At 62.5% G+C, this 22432-nt stretch carries 23 protein-coding genes; 7 read left to right on the forward strand and 16 right to left on the reverse strand.

Going from position 1 to position 22432, the window contains the following annotated elements:
• Positions 1 to 24: 24 nt before the first annotated feature.
• The 5 genes from PQT43_RS19025 to PQT43_RS19045 form a co-directional block, all read right to left on the reverse strand.
• On the reverse strand, positions 25 to 396 hold the full coding sequence (locus PQT43_RS19025; RefSeq protein ID WP_272754435.1) for a hypothetical protein: 372 nt from the start codon (positions 394 to 396) through the stop codon (positions 25 to 27).
• Positions 384 to 908 carry a hypothetical protein gene (locus PQT43_RS19030; RefSeq protein WP_272754436.1) on the reverse strand — a complete coding sequence of 175 codons (525 nt, stop codon included), beginning with the start codon at positions 906 to 908 and terminating at the stop codon, positions 384 to 386. Before PQT43_RS19030 ends, PQT43_RS19025 begins: the two co-directional genes overlap by 13 nt.
• A 166-nt stretch (positions 909 to 1074) precedes the next feature.
• On the reverse strand, positions 1075 to 1350 hold the full coding sequence (locus tag PQT43_RS19035) for an HU family DNA-binding protein (RefSeq protein ID WP_102862305.1): 276 nt from the start codon (positions 1348 to 1350) through the stop codon (positions 1075 to 1077).
• 189 nt (positions 1351 to 1539) lie between these two features.
• Positions 1540 to 2688: an NAD(P)/FAD-dependent oxidoreductase gene (locus PQT43_RS19040; RefSeq protein ID WP_123390091.1), complete on the reverse strand. Its 1149-nt coding sequence runs from the start codon at positions 2686 to 2688 to the stop codon at positions 1540 to 1542.
• 42 nt (positions 2689 to 2730) lie between these two features.
• Positions 2731 to 2898 carry a rubredoxin gene (locus PQT43_RS19045; RefSeq protein WP_025130776.1) on the reverse strand — a complete coding sequence of 56 codons (168 nt, stop codon included), beginning with the start codon at positions 2896 to 2898 and terminating at the stop codon, positions 2731 to 2733.
• A gap of 202 nt (positions 2899 to 3100) precedes the next feature.
• On the opposite strand from PQT43_RS19045, the gene PQT43_RS19050 reads away from it, so the two are divergent.
• Positions 3101 to 3664: a chorismate--pyruvate lyase family protein gene (locus PQT43_RS19050; protein ID WP_102881318.1), complete on the forward strand. Its 564-nt coding sequence runs from the start codon at positions 3101 to 3103 to the stop codon at positions 3662 to 3664.
• On the forward strand, positions 3664 to 4554 hold the full coding sequence (gene ubiA, locus PQT43_RS19055; protein ID WP_102881319.1) for a 4-hydroxybenzoate octaprenyltransferase: 891 nt from the start codon (positions 3664 to 3666) through the stop codon (positions 4552 to 4554). Before PQT43_RS19050 ends, ubiA begins: the two co-directional genes overlap by 1 nt.
• A 107-nt stretch (positions 4555 to 4661) precedes the next feature.
• Here ubiA and PQT43_RS19060 read toward each other — a convergent pair whose 3' ends face one another.
• The gene (locus PQT43_RS19060) at positions 4662 to 5045 is read right to left on the reverse strand and encodes a COG4315 family predicted lipoprotein (RefSeq protein ID WP_102881320.1); all 384 of its coding nucleotides are present in this window, start codon (positions 5043 to 5045) and stop codon (positions 4662 to 4664) included.
• Between the two features lie 151 nt (positions 5046 to 5196).
• On the opposite strand from PQT43_RS19060, the gene phoB reads away from it, so the two are divergent.
• The 3 genes from phoB to PQT43_RS19075 all read left to right on the forward strand — a co-directional run bounded on the left by phoB (position 5197) and on the right by PQT43_RS19075 (position 8764).
• Positions 5197 to 5886, forward strand: a complete 690-nt coding sequence (gene phoB, locus PQT43_RS19065; RefSeq protein ID WP_003177195.1) for a phosphate regulon transcriptional regulator PhoB — start codon at positions 5197 to 5199, stop codon at positions 5884 to 5886.
• Between the two features lie 91 nt (positions 5887 to 5977).
• Positions 5978 to 7306 carry a phosphate regulon sensor histidine kinase PhoR gene (gene phoR, locus PQT43_RS19070; protein ID WP_102862310.1) on the forward strand — a complete coding sequence of 443 codons (1329 nt, stop codon included), beginning with the start codon at positions 5978 to 5980 and terminating at the stop codon, positions 7304 to 7306.
• 117 nt (positions 7307 to 7423) lie between these two features.
• Positions 7424 to 8764: a hemolysin family protein gene (locus tag PQT43_RS19075; RefSeq protein ID WP_102862311.1), complete on the forward strand. Its 1341-nt coding sequence runs from the start codon at positions 7424 to 7426 to the stop codon at positions 8762 to 8764.
• Between the two features lie 48 nt (positions 8765 to 8812).
• On the opposite strand, the gene PQT43_RS19080 is transcribed toward PQT43_RS19075, so the two are convergent.
• The 10 genes from PQT43_RS19080 to PQT43_RS19125 form a co-directional block, all read right to left on the reverse strand.
• A complete protein-coding gene (locus PQT43_RS19080) occupies positions 8813 to 9709 on the reverse strand; it encodes a peptidoglycan DD-metalloendopeptidase family protein (protein ID WP_272754437.1) in 897 nt (298 codons plus the stop codon).
• Positions 9710 to 9770: 61 nt separating this feature from the next.
• Positions 9771 to 10085, reverse strand: a complete 315-nt coding sequence (locus PQT43_RS19085) for a helix-turn-helix domain-containing protein (protein WP_016964955.1) — start codon at positions 10083 to 10085, stop codon at positions 9771 to 9773.
• Positions 10078 to 10413 (reverse strand): type II toxin-antitoxin system RelE/ParE family toxin, encoded by a 336-nt coding sequence (locus PQT43_RS19090; protein WP_110594205.1) that lies wholly within the window; start codon positions 10411 to 10413, stop codon positions 10078 to 10080. Before PQT43_RS19090 ends, PQT43_RS19085 begins: the two co-directional genes overlap by 8 nt.
• A 388-nt stretch (positions 10414 to 10801) precedes the next feature.
• Positions 10802 to 11755 (reverse strand): response regulator, encoded by a 954-nt coding sequence (locus PQT43_RS19095; RefSeq protein WP_102862315.1) that lies wholly within the window; start codon positions 11753 to 11755, stop codon positions 10802 to 10804.
• Positions 11756 to 11921: 166 nt separating this feature from the next.
• Positions 11922 to 12683, reverse strand: coding sequence for a phosphate signaling complex protein PhoU (gene phoU, locus PQT43_RS19100; protein ID WP_025130765.1), 762 nt, complete (start codon positions 12681 to 12683; stop codon positions 11922 to 11924).
• A gap of 113 nt (positions 12684 to 12796) precedes the next feature.
• On the reverse strand, positions 12797 to 13630 hold the full coding sequence (pstB, locus tag PQT43_RS19105; protein ID WP_102862316.1) for a phosphate ABC transporter ATP-binding protein PstB: 834 nt from the start codon (positions 13628 to 13630) through the stop codon (positions 12797 to 12799).
• A 90-nt stretch (positions 13631 to 13720) separates the two neighbouring features.
• Positions 13721 to 15391 carry a phosphate ABC transporter permease PstA gene (gene pstA / locus PQT43_RS19110; protein ID WP_253084106.1) on the reverse strand — a complete coding sequence of 557 codons (1671 nt, stop codon included), beginning with the start codon at positions 15389 to 15391 and terminating at the stop codon, positions 13721 to 13723.
• Between the two features lie 15 nt (positions 15392 to 15406).
• The gene (locus tag PQT43_RS19115) at positions 15407 to 17440 is read right to left on the reverse strand and encodes an ABC transporter permease subunit (protein WP_253084178.1); all 2034 of its coding nucleotides are present in this window, start codon (positions 17438 to 17440) and stop codon (positions 15407 to 15409) included.
• A gap of 471 nt (positions 17441 to 17911) precedes the next feature.
• Complete coding sequence (locus PQT43_RS19120; protein ID WP_221810232.1) at positions 17912 to 18895, reverse strand: phosphate ABC transporter substrate-binding protein PstS family protein; 984 nt, start codon at positions 18893 to 18895, stop codon at positions 17912 to 17914.
• A 262-nt stretch (positions 18896 to 19157) separates the two neighbouring features.
• A complete protein-coding gene (locus PQT43_RS19125; RefSeq protein WP_442962473.1) occupies positions 19158 to 20456 on the reverse strand; it encodes an MFS transporter in 1299 nt (432 codons plus the stop codon).
• Between the two features lie 515 nt (positions 20457 to 20971).
• Here PQT43_RS19125 and PQT43_RS19130 point away from each other — a divergent pair.
• Positions 20972 to 21376: an acyl-CoA thioesterase gene (locus PQT43_RS19130; RefSeq protein ID WP_003229628.1), complete on the forward strand. Its 405-nt coding sequence runs from the start codon at positions 20972 to 20974 to the stop codon at positions 21374 to 21376.
• Positions 21377 to 21416: 40 nt separating this feature from the next.
• Positions 21417 to 22316, forward strand: coding sequence for a D-hexose-6-phosphate mutarotase (locus PQT43_RS19135; RefSeq protein ID WP_213664452.1), 900 nt, complete (start codon positions 21417 to 21419; stop codon positions 22314 to 22316).
• Positions 22317 to 22432: the final 116 nt, after the last annotated feature.

Below are 22432 nucleotides of genomic sequence, written 5' to 3' on the forward strand. Positions count from 1 at the left end.
CCGGCAAAGGCACCAGGATCAGGCTCAGCGTGCTTCCAGACAGGAGGCGTAAGCCTGGGCAAAGCGCCGGTCGAACTTGAGGGCCTGGGGCTCCTCGGGATCGATGCTGACATTCCACAGCGCTTGCTGCGGCACGTCGTAGCGAACCCAGCCGATGATCCCGCTGCCGGAGGTTTCGTAGAACAGCTGCAGGCTCAGTTCATCGCCATCATCGCGGTCGATCAGCAGCTTGAGTCGCTCTGGGGTGGTGAAGTCGCGGTAGGGAAAATCACTGCTCCTGACCATTTCGGTGAGGTAGCCGTAGCAGCCTTGACCCGGGTTGGCCTCATCGGCCAGGGCCGACAGGGTGCAAGCGCTGAGCAGCAGGCTCAGGCCCGCCCGGTTCAAGTACCGCATGATTGCCCCTTGAGGGTCAGGGTTTGGATCTGATCGTTCATCTCGATCTTTGCCAGCACCTGGCGGTCGTGGGATTCCTGGTACTCGCTGAAGTTGTTGCGCTTGAGGATGCTCAGGGTGACGCGGATATGGGCGCCGGCATTCTGGTACTCGCTGCGCTCGGGGCCCTGGGCGGCGCCGGTGAGTTCCACCAGTTGCCCGCCGGTCTTGAGGTAGAGAAAGCGCTCATCCACTTCCACCAGCAAACGCGGCGCCTTGGGCGCCACGCTGTAGTCCTCGCGGGCCAGGGAATAGCCGCAGAGCCAGACGCCGGCGCTGTCGTATTTCTGACTGTGGAACCAGTTGAGGGCCTCGCGATAGCCGATCTGGGCCAGTCGCGAGTCGCTGCCGGCAAAGGCCGATGACAGGCCAAGGGAGAGGATGCAGGCCAGTAGCATGGCGGCGATATCGGGGCGCCCCAGGTAGCGCAACGCGGCCACCCATGCCGGGGGTTTGTCAGTGGAACGGGTCATCCTTGGCCTTAGATCACGTGTCGGACAATCGCGCATCCTAGCCACGCCACCGCGGCTTCGCAAGCTGATCCGCAAGCAATCAGCGGGCAAAAAAAATAGGCACCCGATGCGCTCGGCGTGCCTATTTTCCCCTGCAAGCTCCCGCTGCCGGGAGCTCGCTCAATGCTTATGGGTTGACGCTGTCTTTCAGCGCCTTGCCCGGTTTGAATGCCACGGTGTTGCTGGCCTTGATCTTCACCGGCTCGCCGGTTTGCGGGTTCTTGCCGGTGCGGGCGCCACGGTGGCGTTGCAGGAAGGTGCCAAAACCAACCAGGGTGACGCTGTCTTTGCGGTGCAGAGCCCCGGTGATCTCTTCAAGGATGGCGTTGAGCACGCGATTGGCCTGCTCTTTGGTCAGGTCCGCTTTTTCAGCAATGGCTGCGGCGAGTTCTGGTTTACGCATAGTGTGAAGCCTCTTTGACGGTTTTTTGTTGTTATGTCCGTGCTGTTCACGGGAACAGCGCCCAAGGCGCCGCAGGCTCTACGCTGCGGCAGACGGGAGTGAGGATGGCACGCGCTTGAGAGTGGCGCCAGTCTTGCCACGACCTTTGTAGGTGCAAAAACCCGGTTATTCCGACAGAACGACCGGTATTTAAGCCAGCAGGGCCGGGAGTTCCTTGTTCAGGGCCAGTTTCTCCATCACCGCCGCCCCGGTCAGGGCGTAACCCAGCAGCTGGCCACTGGCGTCACGGCACAGCACCTTGATGTCGGCCCCCTGCCCTTCAGCGGTCCAGACACCTTCGGTGCCCCGTGGCGGTGGCGACACCACCAGCGGGCAGACCGGAGTCTTCACGGTGATCGGCATCGGCCCGTAGCTGACTGCGGTGGGCTTGCCGGCCAGGGTTTGCGCCAGGGCCCGGGCGCAGCTCATCAACGGCATCACGTACAGCAGGTTGAGGCCGTCGACCTCGGCGCAATCGCCCAGGGCATAGATATTGGCGTGGGAGGTTTTCAGCTCGCGGTCCACCACCACGCCGCGATTGACCACCAACCCGGCAGCCGCGGCCAGATCAATGCGCGGGCGCAGGCCAATGGCCGAGACCACCAGATCGCAGGCGATCACCTGGCCATCGGACAGATGGGCTTCCAGGCCGTCGGCGCAACGTTGCAGGCGGTTGAGCACCGGTCCCAGGTGGAAGCGCGCGCCCAGGCTTTCCAGTCCGGCCTGGACCGCCGCCGCAGCGGCCGGATGCAGCAGGGTCGGCATCACCTGTTCGCACGGGGCCACCAGGTCCACGCTGTAGCCGCCAAGGATCAGGTCGTTGGCAAACTCGCAGCCGATCAGCCCGGCCCCCAGCAACAGCACCCGCCGCTTGCCCGCCGCCGCGGCGCGAAAGCGTGCGTAGTCTTCCAGGTCGTTGATGGGAAAAATCAGTTCGGATGCGTCGCCCTGCACCGGCACCCGCACGGTTTCCGCGCCCCAGGCCAGGATCAGATCCCGGTAGGCCACCGCCTCCTCACCAATCCACAAACGCTTGTGGCCCGGGTCGATGCCGCTGATGCGGGTGTGGGTGCGAACCTCGGCCTTGAGCTGCTCGGCCATGGCGCCGGGCTCGGCCATGCTCAGGCCGTCGGCGTCCTTGTTCTTGCCAAAACCGGTAGACAGCATCGGCTTGGAGTAGGAACGGCCGTCATCGGCAGTGATCAGCAACAACGGCGTTTCTCCGTCGAGCTTGCGAAATTCCCGGGCCAGGTTGTAACCCGCCAGACCTGTTCCCACGATCACCACCGGTGCGCTCATTCCCTGCTCCTTATTATTGGTCGTTCAATCCACAGAATTCGATCAGGCGATCTCGATCATTTCGAAATCCATCTTGCCCACGCCGCAGTCCGGGCAGAGCCAGTCTTCAGGCACATCTTCCCAACGGGTACCCGGCAAAATACCGTCGTCCGGCCAGCCTTCCGCTTCGTTATAAATCAGGCCGCAGACCACACATTGCCACTTTTTCATTGATGCATTTCCTCGGGAGTTCAGGCTCGGTCGATGGATCGACTCTAAAGGCCACGCTGATCAGCGTCCGGCACTGGGGTTTTTTACTGATCACTACCGGCAGATGCAAGCACGTTCGTGCTGCCAGGCGTCCTGGATCAATCAAAACCGGCGGTTGCCATGCTAAGCTCGCCGCCTCATTTGCTGCCAATACTGACCCACTGTGCCGCACTCAATGCCCCCCGCACCGGCCCCGACCTGGCTGGTGCAAAGCCGTCTGTCCCCCTTCCCCGGCTCAGCCGTTGCCAACTGGCTGTTCGATGAAGGGTCGCTGACCCGGCGCCTGACCCGACTCTCCCGCGACGGCTTCAGCGTCACGCCGCTGGTGGAGGAATGGCAAACCCTGCGCAACGACGAGTGCGCCGCCCTGGGCCTGCCCGAACAGAGTGAAGGCTGGGTTCGCGAGGTGTACCTGCGGGGCCACGGCGAAGCCTGGGTATTCGCCCGCAGCGTGGCCGCCCGCAGCGCCTTGCAGCAAGGTGGCTTGAACATCGACGAACTGGGCAGCCGCTCCCTCGGGGAACTGCTGTTCTGCGATGAAGCCTTTACCCGCCAGCCCATCGAAGTCTGCCGCTATCCACAAGCCTGGCTGCCCACCGCAGTGGCCACCGAGGGGCTCTGGGGCCGGCGTTCGCGTTTCGATCGCGGCCCCTTGAGCCTGCTGGTCGCCGAGGTCTTCCTGCCCAGCCTGTGGCGCGCCATCGAAGCCCAACCGGAGGCCTGCTGATGTACCTGAGCCTGCTCAAATCCCTCAATCGCCTGCATCCACGGGCCTGGGACTTCCTGCAACTGACCCGCATGGACAAGCCCATCGGCATCTACCTGCTGCTGTGGCCGACCCTGGTGGCCCTGTGGATCGCCGCCGAGGGCCAGCCCTCCCTGAGCCATGTGCTGATTTTTACCTTCGGCGTGATCCTGACCCGAGCCGGCGGCTGCGCCATCAACGACTTCGCCGACCGCAAGGTCGACGGCCAGGTCAAGCGCACCGACCAACGGCCCCTGGCCACCGGCAAGGTCAGCGCCAAGGAAGCCCTGGCACTGTTCGCGCTCCTCATGGGCGCAGCCTTCCTGCTGGTGTTGTGCACCAACGCCACCACGGTCTGGCTGTCGTTCGGCGCCCTGGCCCTGGCTGCCTGCTACCCCTTCATGAAGCGCTACACCTATTACCCACAGGTGGTCCTGGGTGCAGCCTATTCCTGGGGCATTCTGATGACCTTCACCGCGCAGAACAGCGAACTGCCAGCCAGTGCGTGGCTGCTGTACATCGCCAATCTGCTGTGGACCGTGGGCTACGACACCTACTACGCCATGACCGACCGCGACGACGACCTGAAGATCGGGGTCAAGTCCACGGCGATCCTGTTCGGCGATGCCGATCGGGTGATCATTCTCACCTTGCAGGGCTTGTCATTGGGCTGCCTGCTGCTGGCAGGCGCACGCTTCCATCTGGGGGTCTGGTTCCACCTGGGGCTGCTGGTGGCGGCGGCGTGTTTTGCCTGGGAGTTCTGGTACACCCAGGATCGCGACCGGATGAAATGCTTCAAGGCCTTCCTGCACAACCACTGGGCGGGCATGGCGATCTTTATCGGCGTGGTCCTGGATTACGCGTTGCGTTAGACCGTCAAGCAAGGCCCAGCGGGCCTTTTCGCAGCTTCGCCATGGCTCGGCAGCGGCTACAGAGATCGGTGTAGCCGCTGCCGCAGGCTGCGAACAGCCCGAAAAGGTCAGTCGGACTTGGCGACCTTCCAGGCGCCGTCCATCTTGCCTTCACCGGTCATGTCGCCGGGCTTCTTGTCCATCACAAAGCTGTACAACGGCTTGCCGTCGTAGGCCCACTGCGCCTTGCCGTCATCACGCTTGACCACCGTCCACTTGCCCATGTCCTTGTCGCTGCCCTCGGCCATCAGCGGCGGCCAGTTGGCGGCACATTTGTCGTTGCACATGGATTTTCCGCCGGCATCCTTGGCAAAGGTGTAGAGGGTCATGCCCTGGAGATTGACCAGCACGCCGTCCTTGCTCATCGCCGGGTCAGCGGCCATGGCGAATGTCGGCAGGGCCAGGACAGCGCCTACCAGCAGGACTTTCAACGATTGCTTGAACAGAGTCATGGAAACCTTCTTTTGTGGTTGTCAGGAATCGGACCCAAAGCGTAGTCGACGAAGCTGCACCGCGCCTCGCGACCTGAAATACTGTCACACGACTGCAATAATTCCGTTATCTAATGCGGCGCAAGACAGTTAAATGACAAGAGGTTCCAGCATGGTTGGCAGAAGCATTCTGATCGTTGACGACGAAGCGCCGATTCGCGAAATGATCGCCGTTGCGTTGGAAATGGCCGGCTATGACTGCATGGAGGCAGAGAACTCTCAGCAGGCCCATGCCATTATCGTCGACCGCAAGCCGGACCTGATCCTGCTGGACTGGATGCTCCCCGGCACCTCCGGCATCGAGCTGGCCCGACGCCTCAAGCGCGACGAGCTGACCGGGGACATCCCGATCATCATGCTCACCGCCAAGGGTGAAGAGGACAACAAGATCCAGGGCCTGGAGGTCGGCGCCGACGACTACATCACCAAGCCGTTTTCGCCCCGTGAGCTGGTGGCCCGCCTCAAGGCCGTGCTGCGCCGCGCCGGCCCTACCGATGGCGAAGCGCCGATCGAAGTCGGCGGCCTGCTGCTGGACCCCATCAGCCACCGGGTGACCATCGACGGCAAGCCGGCAGAAATGGGCCCCACCGAATACCGCCTGCTGCAATTCTTCATGACCCACCAGGAGCGTGCCTACACCCGCGGCCAGCTACTGGATCAGGTCTGGGGCGGCAATGTGTATGTCGAGGAACGCACCGTAGACGTGCACATCCGCCGCTTGCGCAAAGCCCTGGGTGACGCCTACGAGAATCTGGTACAAACCGTGCGCGGCACCGGCTATCGTTTTTCCACCAAGGCCTGACAGCAGCGGCAAGCGATAAGCGGCGCGCCGATGAGTGGCCGCTTCAACACTTGCAGCTCGGAGCTGCTTCACCCCCACGGACGTGTTTCAAGTGAATCAAAACTGGCATGGCACCCTGATTCGCCACCTGCTGCTGTTGATCACCGGCTGCCTGCTGGTGGGCCTGATCAGTGGTTACTACGGCTGGAGCCTGGCCGCCGGCTTAGGGCTCTACCTGGCCTGGACCCTCAAGCAGCTGCTGCGCCTGCACGAATGGCTGCGCCTGCATCAACCTGACGAAGCTCCGCCCGACGGCTATGGCCTGTGGGGCGAGGTGTTCGACAGCATCTATCACCTGCAACGCCGCGACCAACGGGTGCGCGGGCGCCTGCAGGCGGTGATCGACCGGGTCCAGGAGTCCACCGCGGCCCTGAAAGACGCGGTGATCATGCTCGACAGCGACGGTAACCTGGAATGGTGGAACCGCGCCGCCGAAACCCTGCTGGGCCTCAAGACGCCCCAGGACAGCGGTCAGCCGGTGACCAACCTGGTGCGCCATCCGCGCTTCAAGGAATACTTCGAGCAAGACAACTACGCCGAACCGCTGGAGATCCCCTCCCCGGCCAACGACCGGGTCCGCATCCAGCTGTACATCACCCGCTACGGTAACAATGAGCACCTGATGCTGGTGCGCGACGTGACCCGCATCCACCAGCTGGAACAGATGCGCAAGGACTTCATCGCCAACGTGTCCCACGAGCTGCGTACCCCGTTGACGGTGATCTGCGGCTATCTGGAGACCCTGCTGGACAACGTCGAGGAAGTGAATCCGCGCTGGAGCCGTGCCCTGCAACAGATGCAGCAGCAAGGCGGGCGCATGCAGACCCTGCTCAACGACCTGCTATTGCTGGCCAAGCTGGAAGCCACCGACTACCCCTCGGACAACCAGCCGGTGCCCATCGATGGGCTGCTGCAATCGATCAAGAGCGATGCCCAGGCCCTGTCCGGGGAGCGCAACCAGCGCATCACCCTGGAAGCCGACGCCTCGGTACAGCTCAAGGGCAGCGAGGCGGAACTGCGCAGCGCCTTCTCCAACCTGGTGTTCAACGCGGTGAAATACACCCCGGCCGAAGGCAATATCCGCATCCGCTGGTGGGGCGACGACCAGGGCGCGCACCTGAGCGTGCAAGACTCCGGGATCGGCATCGACAGCAAGCACCTGCCGCGCCTCACCGAACGCTTCTACCGCGTGGATTCGAGCCGCAACTCCAATACCGGCGGCACGGGCCTGGGCCTGGCCATCGTCAAGCACGTGCTGCTGCGTCATCGCGCACGCCTGGAAATCAGCAGCGTACTGGGCCACGGCAGCACCTTTACCTGCCATTTCGCCCCGGCCCAGGTTAAAAAAGCCGCAGCTGGCAGCCTTACCGAACAGCGCTGACCGTGGTTTGCCCCTAGGCAATCGCCCCGTCAGCCGCTACATTGCGTCACCTGTGCCTGCCATTCAGGCACCGCCTTTCCTTCTTCTTCGAATACACGGAACCCGCAAAACTCCATCATGGACCCTTCCCCTGGTTTCACCCTCGCGTCTCTGTTCGCCGACTTCGGCATGATTCTTTTTGCTCTGATCCTGGTCCTGCTCAACGGCTTTTTCGTTGCCGCAGAGTTCGCCATGGTCAAGCTGCGCTCGACTCGAGTCGAAGCCATCGCCCACAAGAACGGCTGGCGCGGGCAGATCCTGCGTACCGTGCACAGCCAGCTGGACGCCTACCTGTCGGCCTGCCAGTTGGGCATCACCCTGGCCTCCCTGGGCCTGGGCTGGGTCGGTGAGCCGGCGTTCGCCCACCTGCTGGAGCCGCTGTTGGGCGCCGTAGGCGTGAACTCCCCGGAAGTGATCCGCGGCGTGTCGTTCTTCACCGCGTTCTTCATCATTTCCTACCTGCACATCGTGGTCGGCGAGTTGGCGCCCAAATCCTGGGCGATCCGCAAACCCGAGCTGCTGTCGCTGTGGACGGCGGTACCGCTGTACCTGTTCTACTGGCTGATGTACCCGGCCATCTACCTGCTCAATGCCAGCGCCAACACCATCCTGCGCATTGCCGGCCAGGGCGAACCCGGCCCGCACCACGAGCATCACTACAGCCGTGAAGAACTCAAGCTGATCCTGCACTCCAGCCGCGGTCAGGACCCCAGCGACCAGGGCATGCGCGTACTGGCCTCGGCCGTGGAAATGGGCGAACTGGAAGTGGTGGACTGGGCCAACTCCCGAGAGGACCTGGTCAGCGTCGAATTCAACGCGCCGCTCAAGGAAATCCTTGCCCTGTTCCGTCGCCACAAGTTCAGCCGCTATCCGGTCTACGACAGCGAGCGCAACGAGTTCGTCGGCCTGCTGCACATCAAGGACCTGCTGCTGGAACTGGCGGCCCTGGACCATATTCCCGAGTCGTTCAACCTGGCCGAGCTGACCCGCCCGCTGGAGCGTGTGTCGCGGCACATGCCGCTGTCGCAGTTGCTGGAGCAGTTCCGCAAGGGCGGTTCGCACTTCGCCCTGGTGGAAGAAGCCGACGGCAAGGTGATTGGCTACCTGACCATGGAAGACGTGCTGGAAGTGCTGGTGGGCGACATCCAGGACGAACACCGCAAGACCGAGCGCGGCATCCTCGCCTACCAGCCGGGCAAGCTGCTGGTGCGCGGTGACACGCCGCTGTTCAAGGTCGAGCGCCTGCTGGGCATCGACCTGGACCATATCGAAGCCGAAACTCTCGCCGGCCTGGTGTACGAAACCCTGAAACGGGTGCCGGAAGAGGAAGAAGTGCTGGAAGTCGAAGGCCTGCGCATCATCATCAAGAAGATGAAGGGACCCAAGATCATCCTGGCCAAGGTGTTGATGCTGGATTGACGGGCCCTTCGGCCCGCTCGCCGGCAAGCCGGCTCCTACAGGCAAAGATCATTTTTTGCCCAAGGCAAAATTCGGCAGATCCCCCAGCGGCTGGTTGAACTGATAGGGAATCGACACCAGCCCCAGCCCGGTATTGCGCTGCACCACAAAATGCAGGTGCGGCCCGCTGCTGTTGCCGGTATTGCCCGACAACCCCAACGGGCTGCCCACCGCCACCCGCTGCCCTTCGCGCACACTCACCGAACCTTGCTTGAGGTGCAGGTACACGCCCATGGTGCCGTCGTCGTGCAGCACCCGGACAAAGTTGCCCGCCGGATTGTTGCCCCGGCCGTTCTGCGCATTCTCGGTCTTGACCACCACCCCGCCCCTGGCGGCGATGATCGGCGTGCCCACGGGCATGGCGATGTCCATGGCATAACGGCTCCTGGGACCGAAATGGCTGTATTGGCCATTGGCGCCCTGGGTCAGGCGAAACGGCCCGCCACGCCAGGGCAGCGGGTAGCGATAGGCCTGGGTGGTCGCTACCGGGTCCCCCAGGGAGTAACGGAACCTGGGGACATAGCTCAGGGGCTGGTCGGCGCGAGTCGCCGTGAGCAGCGCCAGGCGCTGCCTGCTGCGGGCCGGCAGTACCTGTCGGATCGGGCGTCCGGGCGCTCCGCTGACGTTGTGCAAACCGGCAAAGCCCAACTCGATCTCCACCGGCGCGTAGAGGTCGTTGCGCACATACACCACGTCCCCGCCCTTGTGCTTCTGGATATCCAGGCGCACCTGGCGCTCCAGGTGTTCCTCCATGCGATCGCGAAACACGAACGCCTGGGCGCCCGGCGAAGGCCGGTCGCTGTAGGACACCACGCCATCGGCGTCGATGGACTTGTAGACCGTCATCGCCGCCAGCGACGTGGCGGCGAGGGACAGTCCACAGAAAAACAGCAGGCGCACAAACATTGGGCAGCTTCTTGGCAGGTTATGCAGCCACGCTAACAGCCGGATATGGAGCTTGTGTGAATCAGGCCGGCACCAGGGGTTCCAGGCCTGGCCCATCGAAGCGCAGATCCACCCCCAGATGGGCCGCCTCCGAGAGGTTGACCAGGGCATCGAGGGAGAACTTGTTGATCTTGCCGCTGAGCACGTCGTTGAGGCGTGGCTGGGTGATATTGAGGCGCTTGGCCGCCTCCTTCTGCGAGAGGCCCCAGGCTTGCACGGTCTTGCCCAGTTCGAGCATCAGCTTAGCCCGCAGGCGCATGTTGGCGGCTTCCTGGGGAGTGGCCTCAAGGGCATCCCAGACACTGGTGAACCGCTGAGTAACCGGTGAATCAGTCATGACGTGAACCTGCTTCCTGATATCTGGCGCGAGCCAGTTCGATATCCCGCGCTTCGGTCTTGCGGGTGGTCTTGCGCACCGCATGCAGCACATAGATGGTTGCCGGCCGCTTGACCACATAGAACACCCGAAACGCCCCTGAATCCTCATGGACCCTGATCTCGAAAACGCTCGGACCGATGGTTTTCACCGACCTGCAATCGTAGGGCTGTTCACCCTGCTGCAGCAGATCCAACTGGAAACCGGCGGCCCGACGGGCATCTTCAGGGAACGCCCTGAGATCTCGCAGCGCGCTCCCGACAAACACCACATCCTTGTGCCTGGGCATCGAACCTCTCCTGTTAATGAACAGGAACAAGGCTAATCAACACGGCCAGGACCGGCCGCGCCGGGTTGTTTCAAGGCATGGCCGCAAGCGCTGAAAGGCACGTAGCGCTATGCACAATCTATATCCAAACAGATATAAATCAAGGGCAGAAAAATCAATCGGACGTACGGCAGAAAGTATCGAGGGGTACGGCGAAGGCCTTGTGGCTTGAGGGTTACGGCCTATGTTGCGAGTGGTTCGCGCGATAGCGGGATGGTGCAGCAGGCCGCCTCAGCGCAAGGCAAAAATCCGCAACGGGAAAAGTGTTTTCCGCAGGTTTCCGCAGCCTCGATCCTCGTAGGAGCCAGCTCCTACAGCGAGCCAGCTCCTACAAAGCGGACTGGGAGGATCAGGCGCCGGGAACGAAATGCTTCTGCGCGGTGCCGCGAGCGATCAGGCGCGAGATGTAGTCGAGCTTCTGGGCATCCTGGTCGACGAAACGGAAGGTCAGTTGCAGCCAATCGCTGTCCGGCTTGGGCTCCAACGCCACCACCGCATGCAGGTAGCCGTTGAGCCGCGCCACTTCAGCGTTGTCGCCCTGCTCCAGGTCCAGCACCGCGCTCTCCAGCACTTGAGGCAGGCTGTCGGTACGCTTCACCACCAGCAACGCTTCCTTGATGCTCAGGGCCTTGATCACGCACGGCTGATTGCCGCTGGACAACCGCAGCTGGCCCTGGCCACGACCGCCACTGGCCGCTGCCGCGGGCGTCGGCGCCTTGACCGGAGGGCTGTTGAGCAAACCACGCGCCGGCGCTGCGGCTGCAGAGGCCGGCGCAGGGGCCGCCGGCTTGGCAAACGGATTGACCGGGGCCGAAGCCGCCCCCACCACCGCCGGCTTGCCGCCGGTCAGGGCGCTCAGGGAGTCATTGCCGAAGGCCGAGTTCATCTTGGTCGGCGCGCTGTTCATCAAGGTGTCGAGCTTGCCGACCTTGTTCAGCGCCTGCTTGACCTTGGTCAGCAGCTGTTCGTTGGTGAAAGGCTTGCTCACATAGCCGGAAACCCCGGCCTGGATCGCCTGCACCACGTTTTCCTTGTCGCCACGGCTGGTGACCATGACGAACGGCATGGTTTTCAGCGCCTCTTGCTCACGGCACCAGGTCAGCAGCTCAAGGCCGGACATTTCCGGCATTTCCCAATCGCACAGGACCAGGTCGAAGGCTTCGCGGGCGAGCATCGCCTGAGCCTTCTTGCCGTTGATCGCGTCTTCGATCTTGATGCCAGGGAAGTAGTTGCGCAGGCACTTCTTCACCAGGTCACGAATGAACGAAGCGTCATCCACCACCAACACACTTACCTTACTCATCGACCACCCCTTTAAAAATCCCGGCAAGCATAACGCTGGCTGATGGCACTTTGCCAAAACTCTTCAGTCACGCCGGGACTTTTCGTTCGCGGGTGCTGCTTTTCAAATTCGAGGAGCACAAACAAAAACGCCCGGCCAAAGGGCCGGGCGCTCTTCTCGGGCACTCTTACTTATCGTCAGCTTGATCCGGAACATTAGCGGATTCGCCACTTGTGCCTTCAACTTCTTCCTTCATGCGCTTGAGCCCCAAATGGCGCACGTCGGTGCCACGCACCAGATAAATCACCAGCTCGGAAATGTTGCGCGCGTGATCGCCGATCCGCTCCAGCGAACGCAGCACCCAGATAATGCTCAGAACCCGCGAGATAGAGCGCGGGTCTTCCATCATGTAGGTGGCCAGCTCGCGCAGCGCAGTCTTGTATTCACGGTCGATGATCTTGTCGTACTGAGCCACGGAAAGTGCCAGGTCGGCATCGAAGCGGGCAAAAGCGTCCAGGGCATCGCGCACCATGTTGCGCACCTGGTCGCCGATGTGCCGCACCTCCACGTAGCCACGAGGAGCTTCGCCCTCTTCGCACAACTGGATGGCCCGACGGGCGATCTTGGTGGCTTCGTCGCCGATGCGCTCCAGGTCGATCACCGACTTGGAGATGCTGATGATCAGGCGCAGGTCGGAAGCCGCCGGCTGGCGACGGGCGAGGATGCGCAGGCATTCCTCGTCGATATTGCGCTCCATCTGATTGATCTGATCGTCAATCTCGCGCACCTGCTGGGCCAACCCGGAGTCGGCTTCGATCAGCGCGGTGACCGCGTCATTGACTTGCTTCTCCACCAGCCCGCCCATGGCCAGCAGGTGGCTGCGCACCTCTTCCAGCTCGGCATTGAACTGCGCGGAGATGTGGTGGGTGAGGCCTTCCTTCGAAATCATGGTTCTGCTCCACAAAAGCTGTAAGCCGCAAGCTACAAGCTGCCAGTTGATAGGTTTCGTCGCGTTGAACTGCTGTTACTTGCCGCTTGAAGCGTGCGGCTTGCAGCTGCTTTCTAGCCGTAACGCCCGGTGATGTAGTCTTCGGTCTGCTTCTTCGCCGGATTGGTGAACAGCGTATCGGTATCGCCGAATTCCACCAGTTTGCCCATGTACATGAACGCGGTGTAGTCGGAAACCCGCGCCGCCTGCTGCATGTTGTGGGTGACGATGACGATGGTGAACTTGGATTTGAGCTCGTAGATCAGTTCTTCGACCTTCAGGGTCGAGATCGGGTCCAGGGCCGAGCAGGGTTCGTCCAGCAGCAACACTTCCGGTTCCACGGCGATGGTCCGGGCAATCACCAGACGCTGTTGCTGGCCGCCGGACAGGCCCAGGGCCGATTCGTGCAGGCGGTCCTTGACCTCATCCCACAGCGCCGCGCCCTTGAGCGCCCACTCTACGGCTTCGTCGAGCACACGCTTTTTGTTGATGCCCTGGATACGCAGGCCGTAGACCACGTTTTCGTAGATGGTCTTGGGGAACGGGTTGGGCTTCTGGAACACCATGCCGACCCGACGACGCAGCTCGGCCACGTCTTCGCCCTTGCGGTAGATGTTGTTGCCGTAAAGGTTGATCGCGCCTTCTACACGGCAGCCGTCCACCAGGTCGTTCATGCGGTTGAAGGTCCGCAGCAGGGTCGACTTGCCGCAACCGGACGGGCCGATGAAAGCGGTCACGCGCTGCTTGGGGATGTTCATGCTGACGTCGAACAGTGCCTGTTTCTCGCCGTAGAACAGGCTCAGGCCGGGCACTTCGATGGCCACGGTCTCTTGTTCCAGGCTCAGGCTCTGCTTGTCGCGGCCCAGGGCGGACATGTTGATGCCGTGAGTATGTGCTTCGTGTTGCATGGGATGCTCCCTGTGCTACCAATTCGTTTGTCGTGAACCGCAGGCGTCTGGCCTGCGGTGACATCATTGTGTTCTGTAGAAGCCAGCCGATTAGCTGTCCAGCGCCTTGTACTTCTCGCGCAGGTGGTTGCGAATCCACACGGCCGACAGGTTGAGCACGGCGATCACCAGCACCAGCAGCAGCGCGGTGGCGTACACCAGCGGCCGCGCCGCCTCGACGTTGGGGCTCTGGAAGCCGACGTCATAGATGTGGAAGCCCAGGTGCATGATCTTCTGGTCCAGGTGCAGGTACGGGTAGTTGCCGTCCAGCGGCAGCGACGGCGCCAGTTTCACCACACCCACCAGCATCAGCGGCGCCACTTCACCGGCGGCACGGGCCACCGCGAGGATCATGCCGGTCATCATCGCCGGGCTGGCCATCGGCAGGACGATCTTCCACAAGGTCTCGGCCTTGGTCGCGCCCAGGGCCAGGGAACCTTCACGCACGGTACGGGGAATCCGCGCCAGGCCTTCCTCGGTGGCCACGATCACCACCGGCACTGCCAGCAGCGCCAGGGTCAGGGAAGCCCAGAGCAGGCCCGGGGTGCCGAAGGTCGGCGCCGGCAGAGCTTCGGGGAAGAACAGCCGGTCCACGGAACCGCCAAGCACGTAGACGAAGAAGCCCAGGCCGAATACGCCGTAGACGATGGCCGGAACCCCTGCCAGGTTGTTCACCGCGATGCGGATCACCCGGGTCAGGGTGTTCTGCTTGGCATATTCACGCAGGTAGACCGCCGCCAGTACGCCGAACGGGGTGACGATCATGGCCATGATCAGGGTCATCATCACGGTGCCGAAAATCGCCGGGAAGATCCCGCCTTCGGTGTTGGCTTCACGGGGGTCGTCGCTGAGGAATTCCCAGATCTTGCTGAAGTAGAAACCGATCTTGGTGAAGGTGCCCATGGCATTCGGCTGGTAGGCGTGCACCACCTTGCCCAGGCTGATCTCCAGCTCTTTGCCGTTGGCATCGCGGGCGGTCAGGCTGTCGCGATTGAACTGGGCGTGCAGGTCATTGAGCCGGGCTTCGATGTCCTGGTAACGGGCATTGAGTTCGGCACGCTCGGCGTCCATGTCGGCTTGAGCGGCGGGACTCATCCGACCCTCCAGCTCCAGCTTGCGACCGTGCAGGCGGATACGCTCCAGACCGGCGTTGATCGCGCCGATGTCGGACTTCTCCAGGCTCTTGAGCTGGGCCGCCAGTTGGTTCACGCGGTTGATCCGTGCTTGCAGCTCAGGCCAGGCGGCCTCGCCTTCGGCGATCACCTTGCCGCTTTCCTTGACGTTGACCAGGTAGCCATAGAAGTTGCCCCACTCACGGCGTTCGACGGCCATCAGCTCCTTGGGGTAGCTCTGATTGGTCAGCCACTCACCGACGATCCAGGTGAAGTCGTTGCCGTTCAGATCACGGTTGCCGACCTTGATCAGCTCCCGGGTCATGAACTCCGGGCCCTGGTCGGGCACCGGCAAACCGGCACTCTTCAGGCGCGCCCGGGGCACTTCTTCCTTCTGCACCACTTCACCGATGACCAGGTGGTTGGCCTGGCCCGGCACGTCATAGCTGGCGTGCACCAGGTCGGCCGGCCAGAAGTGGCCGAGGCCGCGCACGGCGATCACCGCCAGCAGGCCGATGGTCATGATGACCGCGATGGACACCGCGCCACCGCTGATCCAGACGCCCGGGGCGCCGCTCTTGAACCAGTCTTTTAGGGAGTTCTGTTTCACAGACTTCTACCTTTCTTAAAGCGACGAGTATTTCTTGCGCAGACGCTGACGAATCAGTTCTGCGAGGGTGTTCATGACGAAGGTGAACAACAGCAGCACCAGCGCCGAGAGGAACAGCACGCGGTAGTGGCTGCCGCCGACTTCCGATTCGGGCATTTCCACCGCGACGTTGGCGGCCAGGGTGCGCAGGCCTTCGAACAGGTTCATTTCCATGACCGGGGTGTTGCCGGTGGCCATCAGCACGATCATGGTCTCGCCCACGGCGCGGCCCATGCCGATCATCAGCGCCGAGAAGATCCCCGGGCTGGCGGTGAGGATCACCACCCGCGTCATGGTCTGCCACGGCGTGGCGCCCAGGGCCAGAGAGCCCAGGGTCAGGCCGCGAGGCACGCTGAACACGGCGTCTTCGGCGATCGAGTAGATGTTCGGAATCACCGCAAAACCCATGGCCAGGCCGACCACCAGGGCGTTGCGCTGGTCGTAGGTGATCCCCAGGTCGTGGGAGATCCACATGCGCATGTCGCCGCCGAAGAACCAGTTTTCCATGAAGGGGCTCATGTACAGCGACAACCAGCCCACGAACAGGATCACCGGAATCAGCAGCGCACTTTCCCAACCATCCGGCACTTTCAGGCGGATCGACTCCGGTAGGCGGCTGAAGATGAAACCGGCCACCAGAATGCCGATTGGCAGCAACATCAAGAGGCTGAAGATGCCCGGTAGATGACCTTCGACATAGGGCGCCAGGAACAGGCCGGCGAAGAAGCCGAGGATCACCGTCGGCATCGCTTCCATCAGCTCGATCACCGGCTTGACCTTGCGGCGCATGCCCGGGGCCATGAAGTAGGCGGTATAGATCGCCGCCGCAACCGCCAATGGCGCAGCCAGCAGCATGGCGTAGAACGCCGCCTTCAGAGTGCCGAAGGTCAGGGGCGAGAGGCTCAGCTTGGGTTCGAAGTCGGTGTTGGCCGCGGTGGATTGCCAGACGTATTTAGGCTCGTCGTAGTTCTCGTACCAGACCTTGCTCCACAGCGCGCTCCAGGACACTTCCGGGTGCGGGTTGTCCAGCAGCAGCGGCTGCAGCTTGCCACCGGCCTCGACGATCACCCGGTTGGCCCGTGGCGACAGGCCGAACACGCCAGGGCCGTCCACCACCTGATCCACCAGCAGGGTGCGGTGGGCGGTGCTGTGAAACACCCCGAGCTTGCCGACGGCGTCCAGGACAACGAAGCCCTTGCGACGCTCTTCGGCAGTGATTTCAACGATAGGCGCGGTGCCCATCTGGAAGGTACGGATCTGCTTCAGGCGCAGTTCGCCATCCGGGTCGCGGGCCATGAACCACTGGGCCAGGCCACCCTTGGACGTACCGATGATCAGCGAGATGCCGCCCACCAGCTGGGTGCTGGCAGTCACTTCGGTGTCAGCGTCTTCCAGCAGTTTGTAGCGACCGTTGAGGCTCTTGTCCCGCAGGCTGAACACGTCGGCCTGGGCCCGGCCATTGATCACATACAGCCACTGCTGGCGCGGATCGATGTACATGGCCTTCACCGCCTCGGTCATCTGCGGCAGCTCGATGCGGCTCTGCTCGCTGGTGACCTCGCCAGTCATCATGTTTTCTTCGCGGGTCAGCTTCAGCACATGCAGTTGCGCACCGGTGGAACCGGCGATGATCAGCGACGAATCAGTGGCGTTGAGGTTGACGTGCTCCAGGGCACCGCCCTGCTCGTTCAGGGTGATCGGGCTGTCGCCGTAGGGGTACTCGATGGCCGGCGAGATGGTCTTCTTGCCGTCCGGGTAGCTGACCTTGTAGGTGTGGCGGAACACCAGGGCCTGACCGTTGGACAGACCGACCACCACCAGCGGATTGCCGGGCTGGTCCTTGCCGATGGACACCACGTTGGCGCCGGCCGGGATCGGCAGGTCGACCTTGCGCAGCTCGGCACCGCTGTCGATGTCGAAGAACAGCGCCTGGCCCTTGTCGGAGACGCGCATGCCGACCTGGTTCTGCTCTTCCAGGGAGAACATCAGCGGCTTGCCGGCGTCCTGCATCCAGGCCGGGGTCAGCGGGTCCTTGACGGTCAGGTCGGCGCCCTGGAACAGCGGCACCACGACATAGGCGAGGAAGAAAAAGATCAGGGTGATCGCACCCAGTACCGCCAGTCCGCCAACAAGGACGTACCAGCGGGTCAGGCGGTCTTTGAGCGCGCGAATGCGACGCTTGCGTTGCAGTTCAGGCGTATTGAAGTCAATGCGCTTGGGGGGAGAAGTCGTAGTCATGGGGGAATTGGCCAGATCATTCATGCGCACACCCTAGCGATCCTGTATGACAGAAAGATGACAATGCAGTGACGCAGCAAATCCGCCACGTGGCAAAGCCGGCAGCGGGTTGAAAAATGAGGTTGCAGGAGCCGGCTGGCCGACGAACCGGCCTTGAGCCTGGGTCGCCCTTGCGGGCGCTGCCGCCCGGCCCGCTCCTACGAAAACGAGAAGGTCCGGGGAGCCCGGACCTTCTGCGGCGGCTTATGCGCCTTCTTTCAGGCCCAGGTCAGCCAGGGCCTTGGCGGCCACCTTGGCTGGCAGCGGGATGTAGCCGTCCTTGACCACCACTTCCTGACCCTGCTTGGACAGGACCAGTTTCACGAACTCGGCTTCCAGCGGGGCCAGAGGCTTGTTCGGGGCTTTGTTGATGTAGACGTAGAGGAAGCGCGACAGCGGGTACTTGCCGTTCAGGGTGTTTTCTTCGGTGTCTTCGATGAAGTCGCTGCTGCCTTTCTTGGCCAGGGCCACGGTCTTCACGCTGGCGGTCTTGTAGCCGATGCCCGAGTAGCCGATGCCGTTCAGCGAGGAGCTGATGGACTGCACCACCGATGCCGAACCTGGCTGCTCGTTGACGTTAGGCTTGTAGTCGCCTTTGCACAGGGCTTCTTCCTTGAAGTAGCCGTAGGTGCCGGATACCGAGTTACGGCCGAACAGTTGCACCGGCTTGTTGGCCAGATCGCCCTTCACACCCAGGTCGCCCCAGGTTTTCACGTCAGCCTTGGCGCCGCACAGACGGGTGGACGAGAAAATCGCGTCGACCTGTTCCATGGTCAGGTGCTGGATCGGGTTGTCCTTGTGCACGAACACCGCCAGGGCGTCCACGGCCACCGGGATAGCGGTTGGCTTGTAGCCGTACTTCTGCTCGAAGGCCGCCAGCTCGGTGTCCTTCATCTTGCGGCTCATCGGGCCCAGGTTGGAGGTGCCTTCGGTCAGCGCAGGTGGCGCGGTGGCGGAGCCGGCGGCCTGAATCTGAATGTTGACGTTCGGGTATTCCTTTTTGTAGTTCTCGGCCCACAGGGTCATCAGGTTCGCCAAAGTATCGGAACCGACGCTGGACAGGTTGCCCGACACACCAGTGGTCTTGGTGTAGCTCGGGATAGCAGGGTCAACAGCGGCAACCGCGTGGGCAGTGGCAACGCCAGCAGCGACAAAGGTCATTGCCGCCATCAAACGCTTCAGTTTCATGCCTTACTCCTAGCAGATAGGGTGTGTTAAGTCGGGGCCAAGTATCTGTAGGCCGTGTGAACACTCTATGTCCGGAATATGACAATTAGATGAAAGGCCAGCACTCCTGAACGCAAGCGGGCCTTTCTTTATACGGCGATAAAAACCTCTGTAGCCGCTGCCGAAGGCTGCGACCGACCCGCAGGGTCGCGACACTCTTCAGCGCCCAGCAGGGCCTGCGGCCCTGTTGCAGCCTGCGGCAGCGGCTACAAGATGGCGCAGATCAGCGGCCCTTGACCCACAGGTACAGCCCCACCAGCAGGCCGATACCGCAAATGATTGCCACATAGTAAGCCGGCCCCATCGGGCTTTCCTTGAGCAGCCAGGTGACCACCATCGGCGTCAGGCCACCGAAGATCGCGTAGGCCAGGTTGTAGGAAAACGACAGGCCGCTGAAACGCACCACCGCCGGGAACGCCTTGACCATCACATAAGGCACCGCGCCGATGGTGCCGACAAACAGACCGGTCAGGGCATACATCGGGAACAGCCACTGCGGGTTATCCAGCAAGCCGTGATAGAAGGTCCAGGAGGTGGCCAGCAGCAAGGCGCTGCCGAACACGAACACCTTGCCAGCGCCGAAACGATCCGCCAGAACACCGGAGATCACGCAGCCCAGGCTCAGGAACACAATGGCCAGGCTGTTGGCTTCCAGGGCGGTGATGGCCGGGAATTTATAAACGGTCTGCAGCACCGTCGGGGTCATCAGGATCACCACGATGATCCCGGCGGACAGCAGCCAGGTCAGCAGCATGGAAATGACGATGGCGCCACGGTGATCGCGCAGCACGGTGCGCAGGGGCAGCTCTTCGGCCAGGGCCTTGCGCAATTGCAGCTCGGCGAACACCGGGGTTTCGTGCAGCAGGCGGCGCAGGTACACCGAGAACAGGCCGAACACCCCGCCCAGCAGGAACGGAATCCGCCAGGCGTAGTCGGCCACTTCCACCGGGGTGTAGATGCTATTGATGGCGGTGGCCACCAGCGAGCCCAGGAGAATCCCGGCGGTCAGGCCCGCCGTCAGGGTGCCGCAGGCGTAGCCGATATGCCGCTGAGGCACATGTTCGGAAACGAATACCCAGGCGCCTGGCACTTCTCCACCGATGGCCGCGCCCTGAATCACCCGCATCAGCAACAGCAGGATCGGCGCCCATAAGCCAATCTGCGCGTAGGTCGGCAAGAGGCCCATGATCAGGGTCGGCACCGCCATCATGAAGATGCTCAGGGTGAACATCTTCTTGCGCCCCAGCAGGTCGCCAAAGTGCGCCATGACGATCCCGCCCAGAGGACGGGCCAGGTAGCCGGCGGCGAAGATGCCGAAGGTCTGCATCAGGCGCAGCCACTCGGGCATGTCCGCCGGGAAGAACAGCTTGCCGACCACGGTGGCGAAGAACACGAAGATGATGAAGTCGTAGAACTCCAGCGCGCCGCCCAAGGCAGACAGCGACAGGGTCTTGTAATCACTACGGGTCAAGGGACGGGCGGGCTGCGCTGGCTGCGCGGCGCTCGAGGGCACAGTGGTCATGGCAAGGGCTTCTCTTATTAGTCGGTTCCGGCAACCGCAACAGCGCTGGTTGGGGCCTGGCAGGTTCGGCACGATAGCAAATTGTTCGAATGCGTACACAGCGGCGCACAAATGACTCACAAATTTGCGAACTGAGTGGGTCGTCGCGGAGTCTATCGACCGATATACTCGCAAACCTCGAAGCGCAAAGCCGCTTCTGGCAAGGGTTGCTGTACGAAAACCCGTTGTCCTCATGCGCTGTGAGAACGTAGCGAGCGAAAGCAAGGCAAGGCAGAAACAGGCACGGATGCGGAGTCTACGTGTTGTAAATGAGCAATCCGTGCCTGTTTCTAACGCAGTATTGCTGAGCGCAGTAGTTCTCACAGTGCATGAGCAGCCGATTTCGCAGAGTTTCCCTATAGCACGCCTTAGAAAGAACGTGACGAACGCAGTGTGTTCGGGCTGAATCGTTTTTCCTGAAGACGGCTATTCACCTGAAGTCACCATGAAGCGTCACGGGTCAGAGGCCCCTCGGCATGATAGAACTCGAACAAGAAGATCCAATCCCGCAAGGCGACCTGGCCCTGCAAATCACCGCTTTGCCCCGGGAAACCAACGGCTTTGGCGATATTTTCGGCGGCTGGCTGGTGGCGCAGATGGACCTGGCGGGCACCGCCATGGCCAGCCGCGTCGCCGGTGGCCGAGTCGCTACCGTGGCCATTGATCGCATGGCGTTCCTGGTGCCGGTGGCGGTGGGCGCACAACTGTCCTTCTATACCCAGACCCTGGAGATCGGCCGCAGCTCGATCCAGATGATGGTGGAAGTGTGGAGCGACGACCCGCTGTCCAGCGAATGGCGCAAGGTCACCGAGGCGGTGTTCGTGTTCGTCGCCATCGACGGCAGCGGCCGCACCCGTTCGGTTCCGCCCCGAGCGCGCTAGGTTCCTACAACGCCCAAGCCACCCTAACGAGAACCGCAGCATGCCCACGCCCCACGTTGAAACAGTGAAACTGGATGAACTGAACTGCTGGCGCATCCGCCACGGTGATGCCGAACTGCTGGTGGCCCAGCAAGGCGCGCACATCCTCAGTTATCAAGTGGCCGGGCAACAGCCGCTGATCTGGCTCAACGACGAGGCGCAGTTCAAGACCGGCAAGAGCATCCGCGCCGGGGTTCCGGTGTGCTGGCCCTGGTTCGGCAACTTTGCACGCAACCCGCAAAGCGTGCAGGCCATGCGCCAAAGCGCTGAACCGGCACCGGCCCACGGCCTGGTGCGGGCCAGCGACTGGGAACTGCAAGGCATCGAAAGCGACGGCGACAGCTTGCTGGTACGGCTGCGCCTACCCTGCCCCGCTGGCGGCTTTCCTGGCTGGCCCCATCAGGTGGAACCGAGCCTGAGCATCCGCCTCGACGAGCAACTGCACATCAGCCTCACCAGCCATAACCTGGGCACAGAAAGCGTGAGCATCAGCCAGGCGCTGCACAGCTATTTCGCGGTCAGCGATGTGCGCAAGGTGCAGGTCGAAGGCCTGGACGGGCTGAACTACATCGAAACCCTGGAAGACTGGACCACCAAGGTCCAGAGCGGCGCCCTGCACTTTAGCGGCGAGACCGACCGCATCTACCTGAACGTCCCGGCGCAGCTGGATATCGTCGATCCGGACTGGCAACGACGGATTCGCCTGAACAGCGCAGGCTCGCGCACCGCCGTGATCTGGAACCCCTGGATCGACCGCGCCGCGCAATTTGGCGACATGGCCAACGACGGCTGGCAGCGCATGCTGTGCATCGAGACCGCCAACGTGATGGACGACATCGTCACCCTGGCACCTGGCGCCCGCCACACCCTGAGCGTGAGCATCAGCGCCGCCCCGCTCTGACCCCACCTAGCTGCATAGGAGCTGGCTTGCCAGCGAAGAGGTCCTCAGGACCGTCAGCGTTCTTGAGGCCGCTTTCGCCGGCAAGCCGGCTCCTACAAATGCCTTCAGCGGTCCAG

The organism is Pseudomonas sp. BLCC-B112, from assembly GCF_028550695.1.
Lineage (GTDB): Bacteria > Pseudomonadota > Gammaproteobacteria > Pseudomonadales > Pseudomonadaceae > Aquipseudomonas > Aquipseudomonas danubii.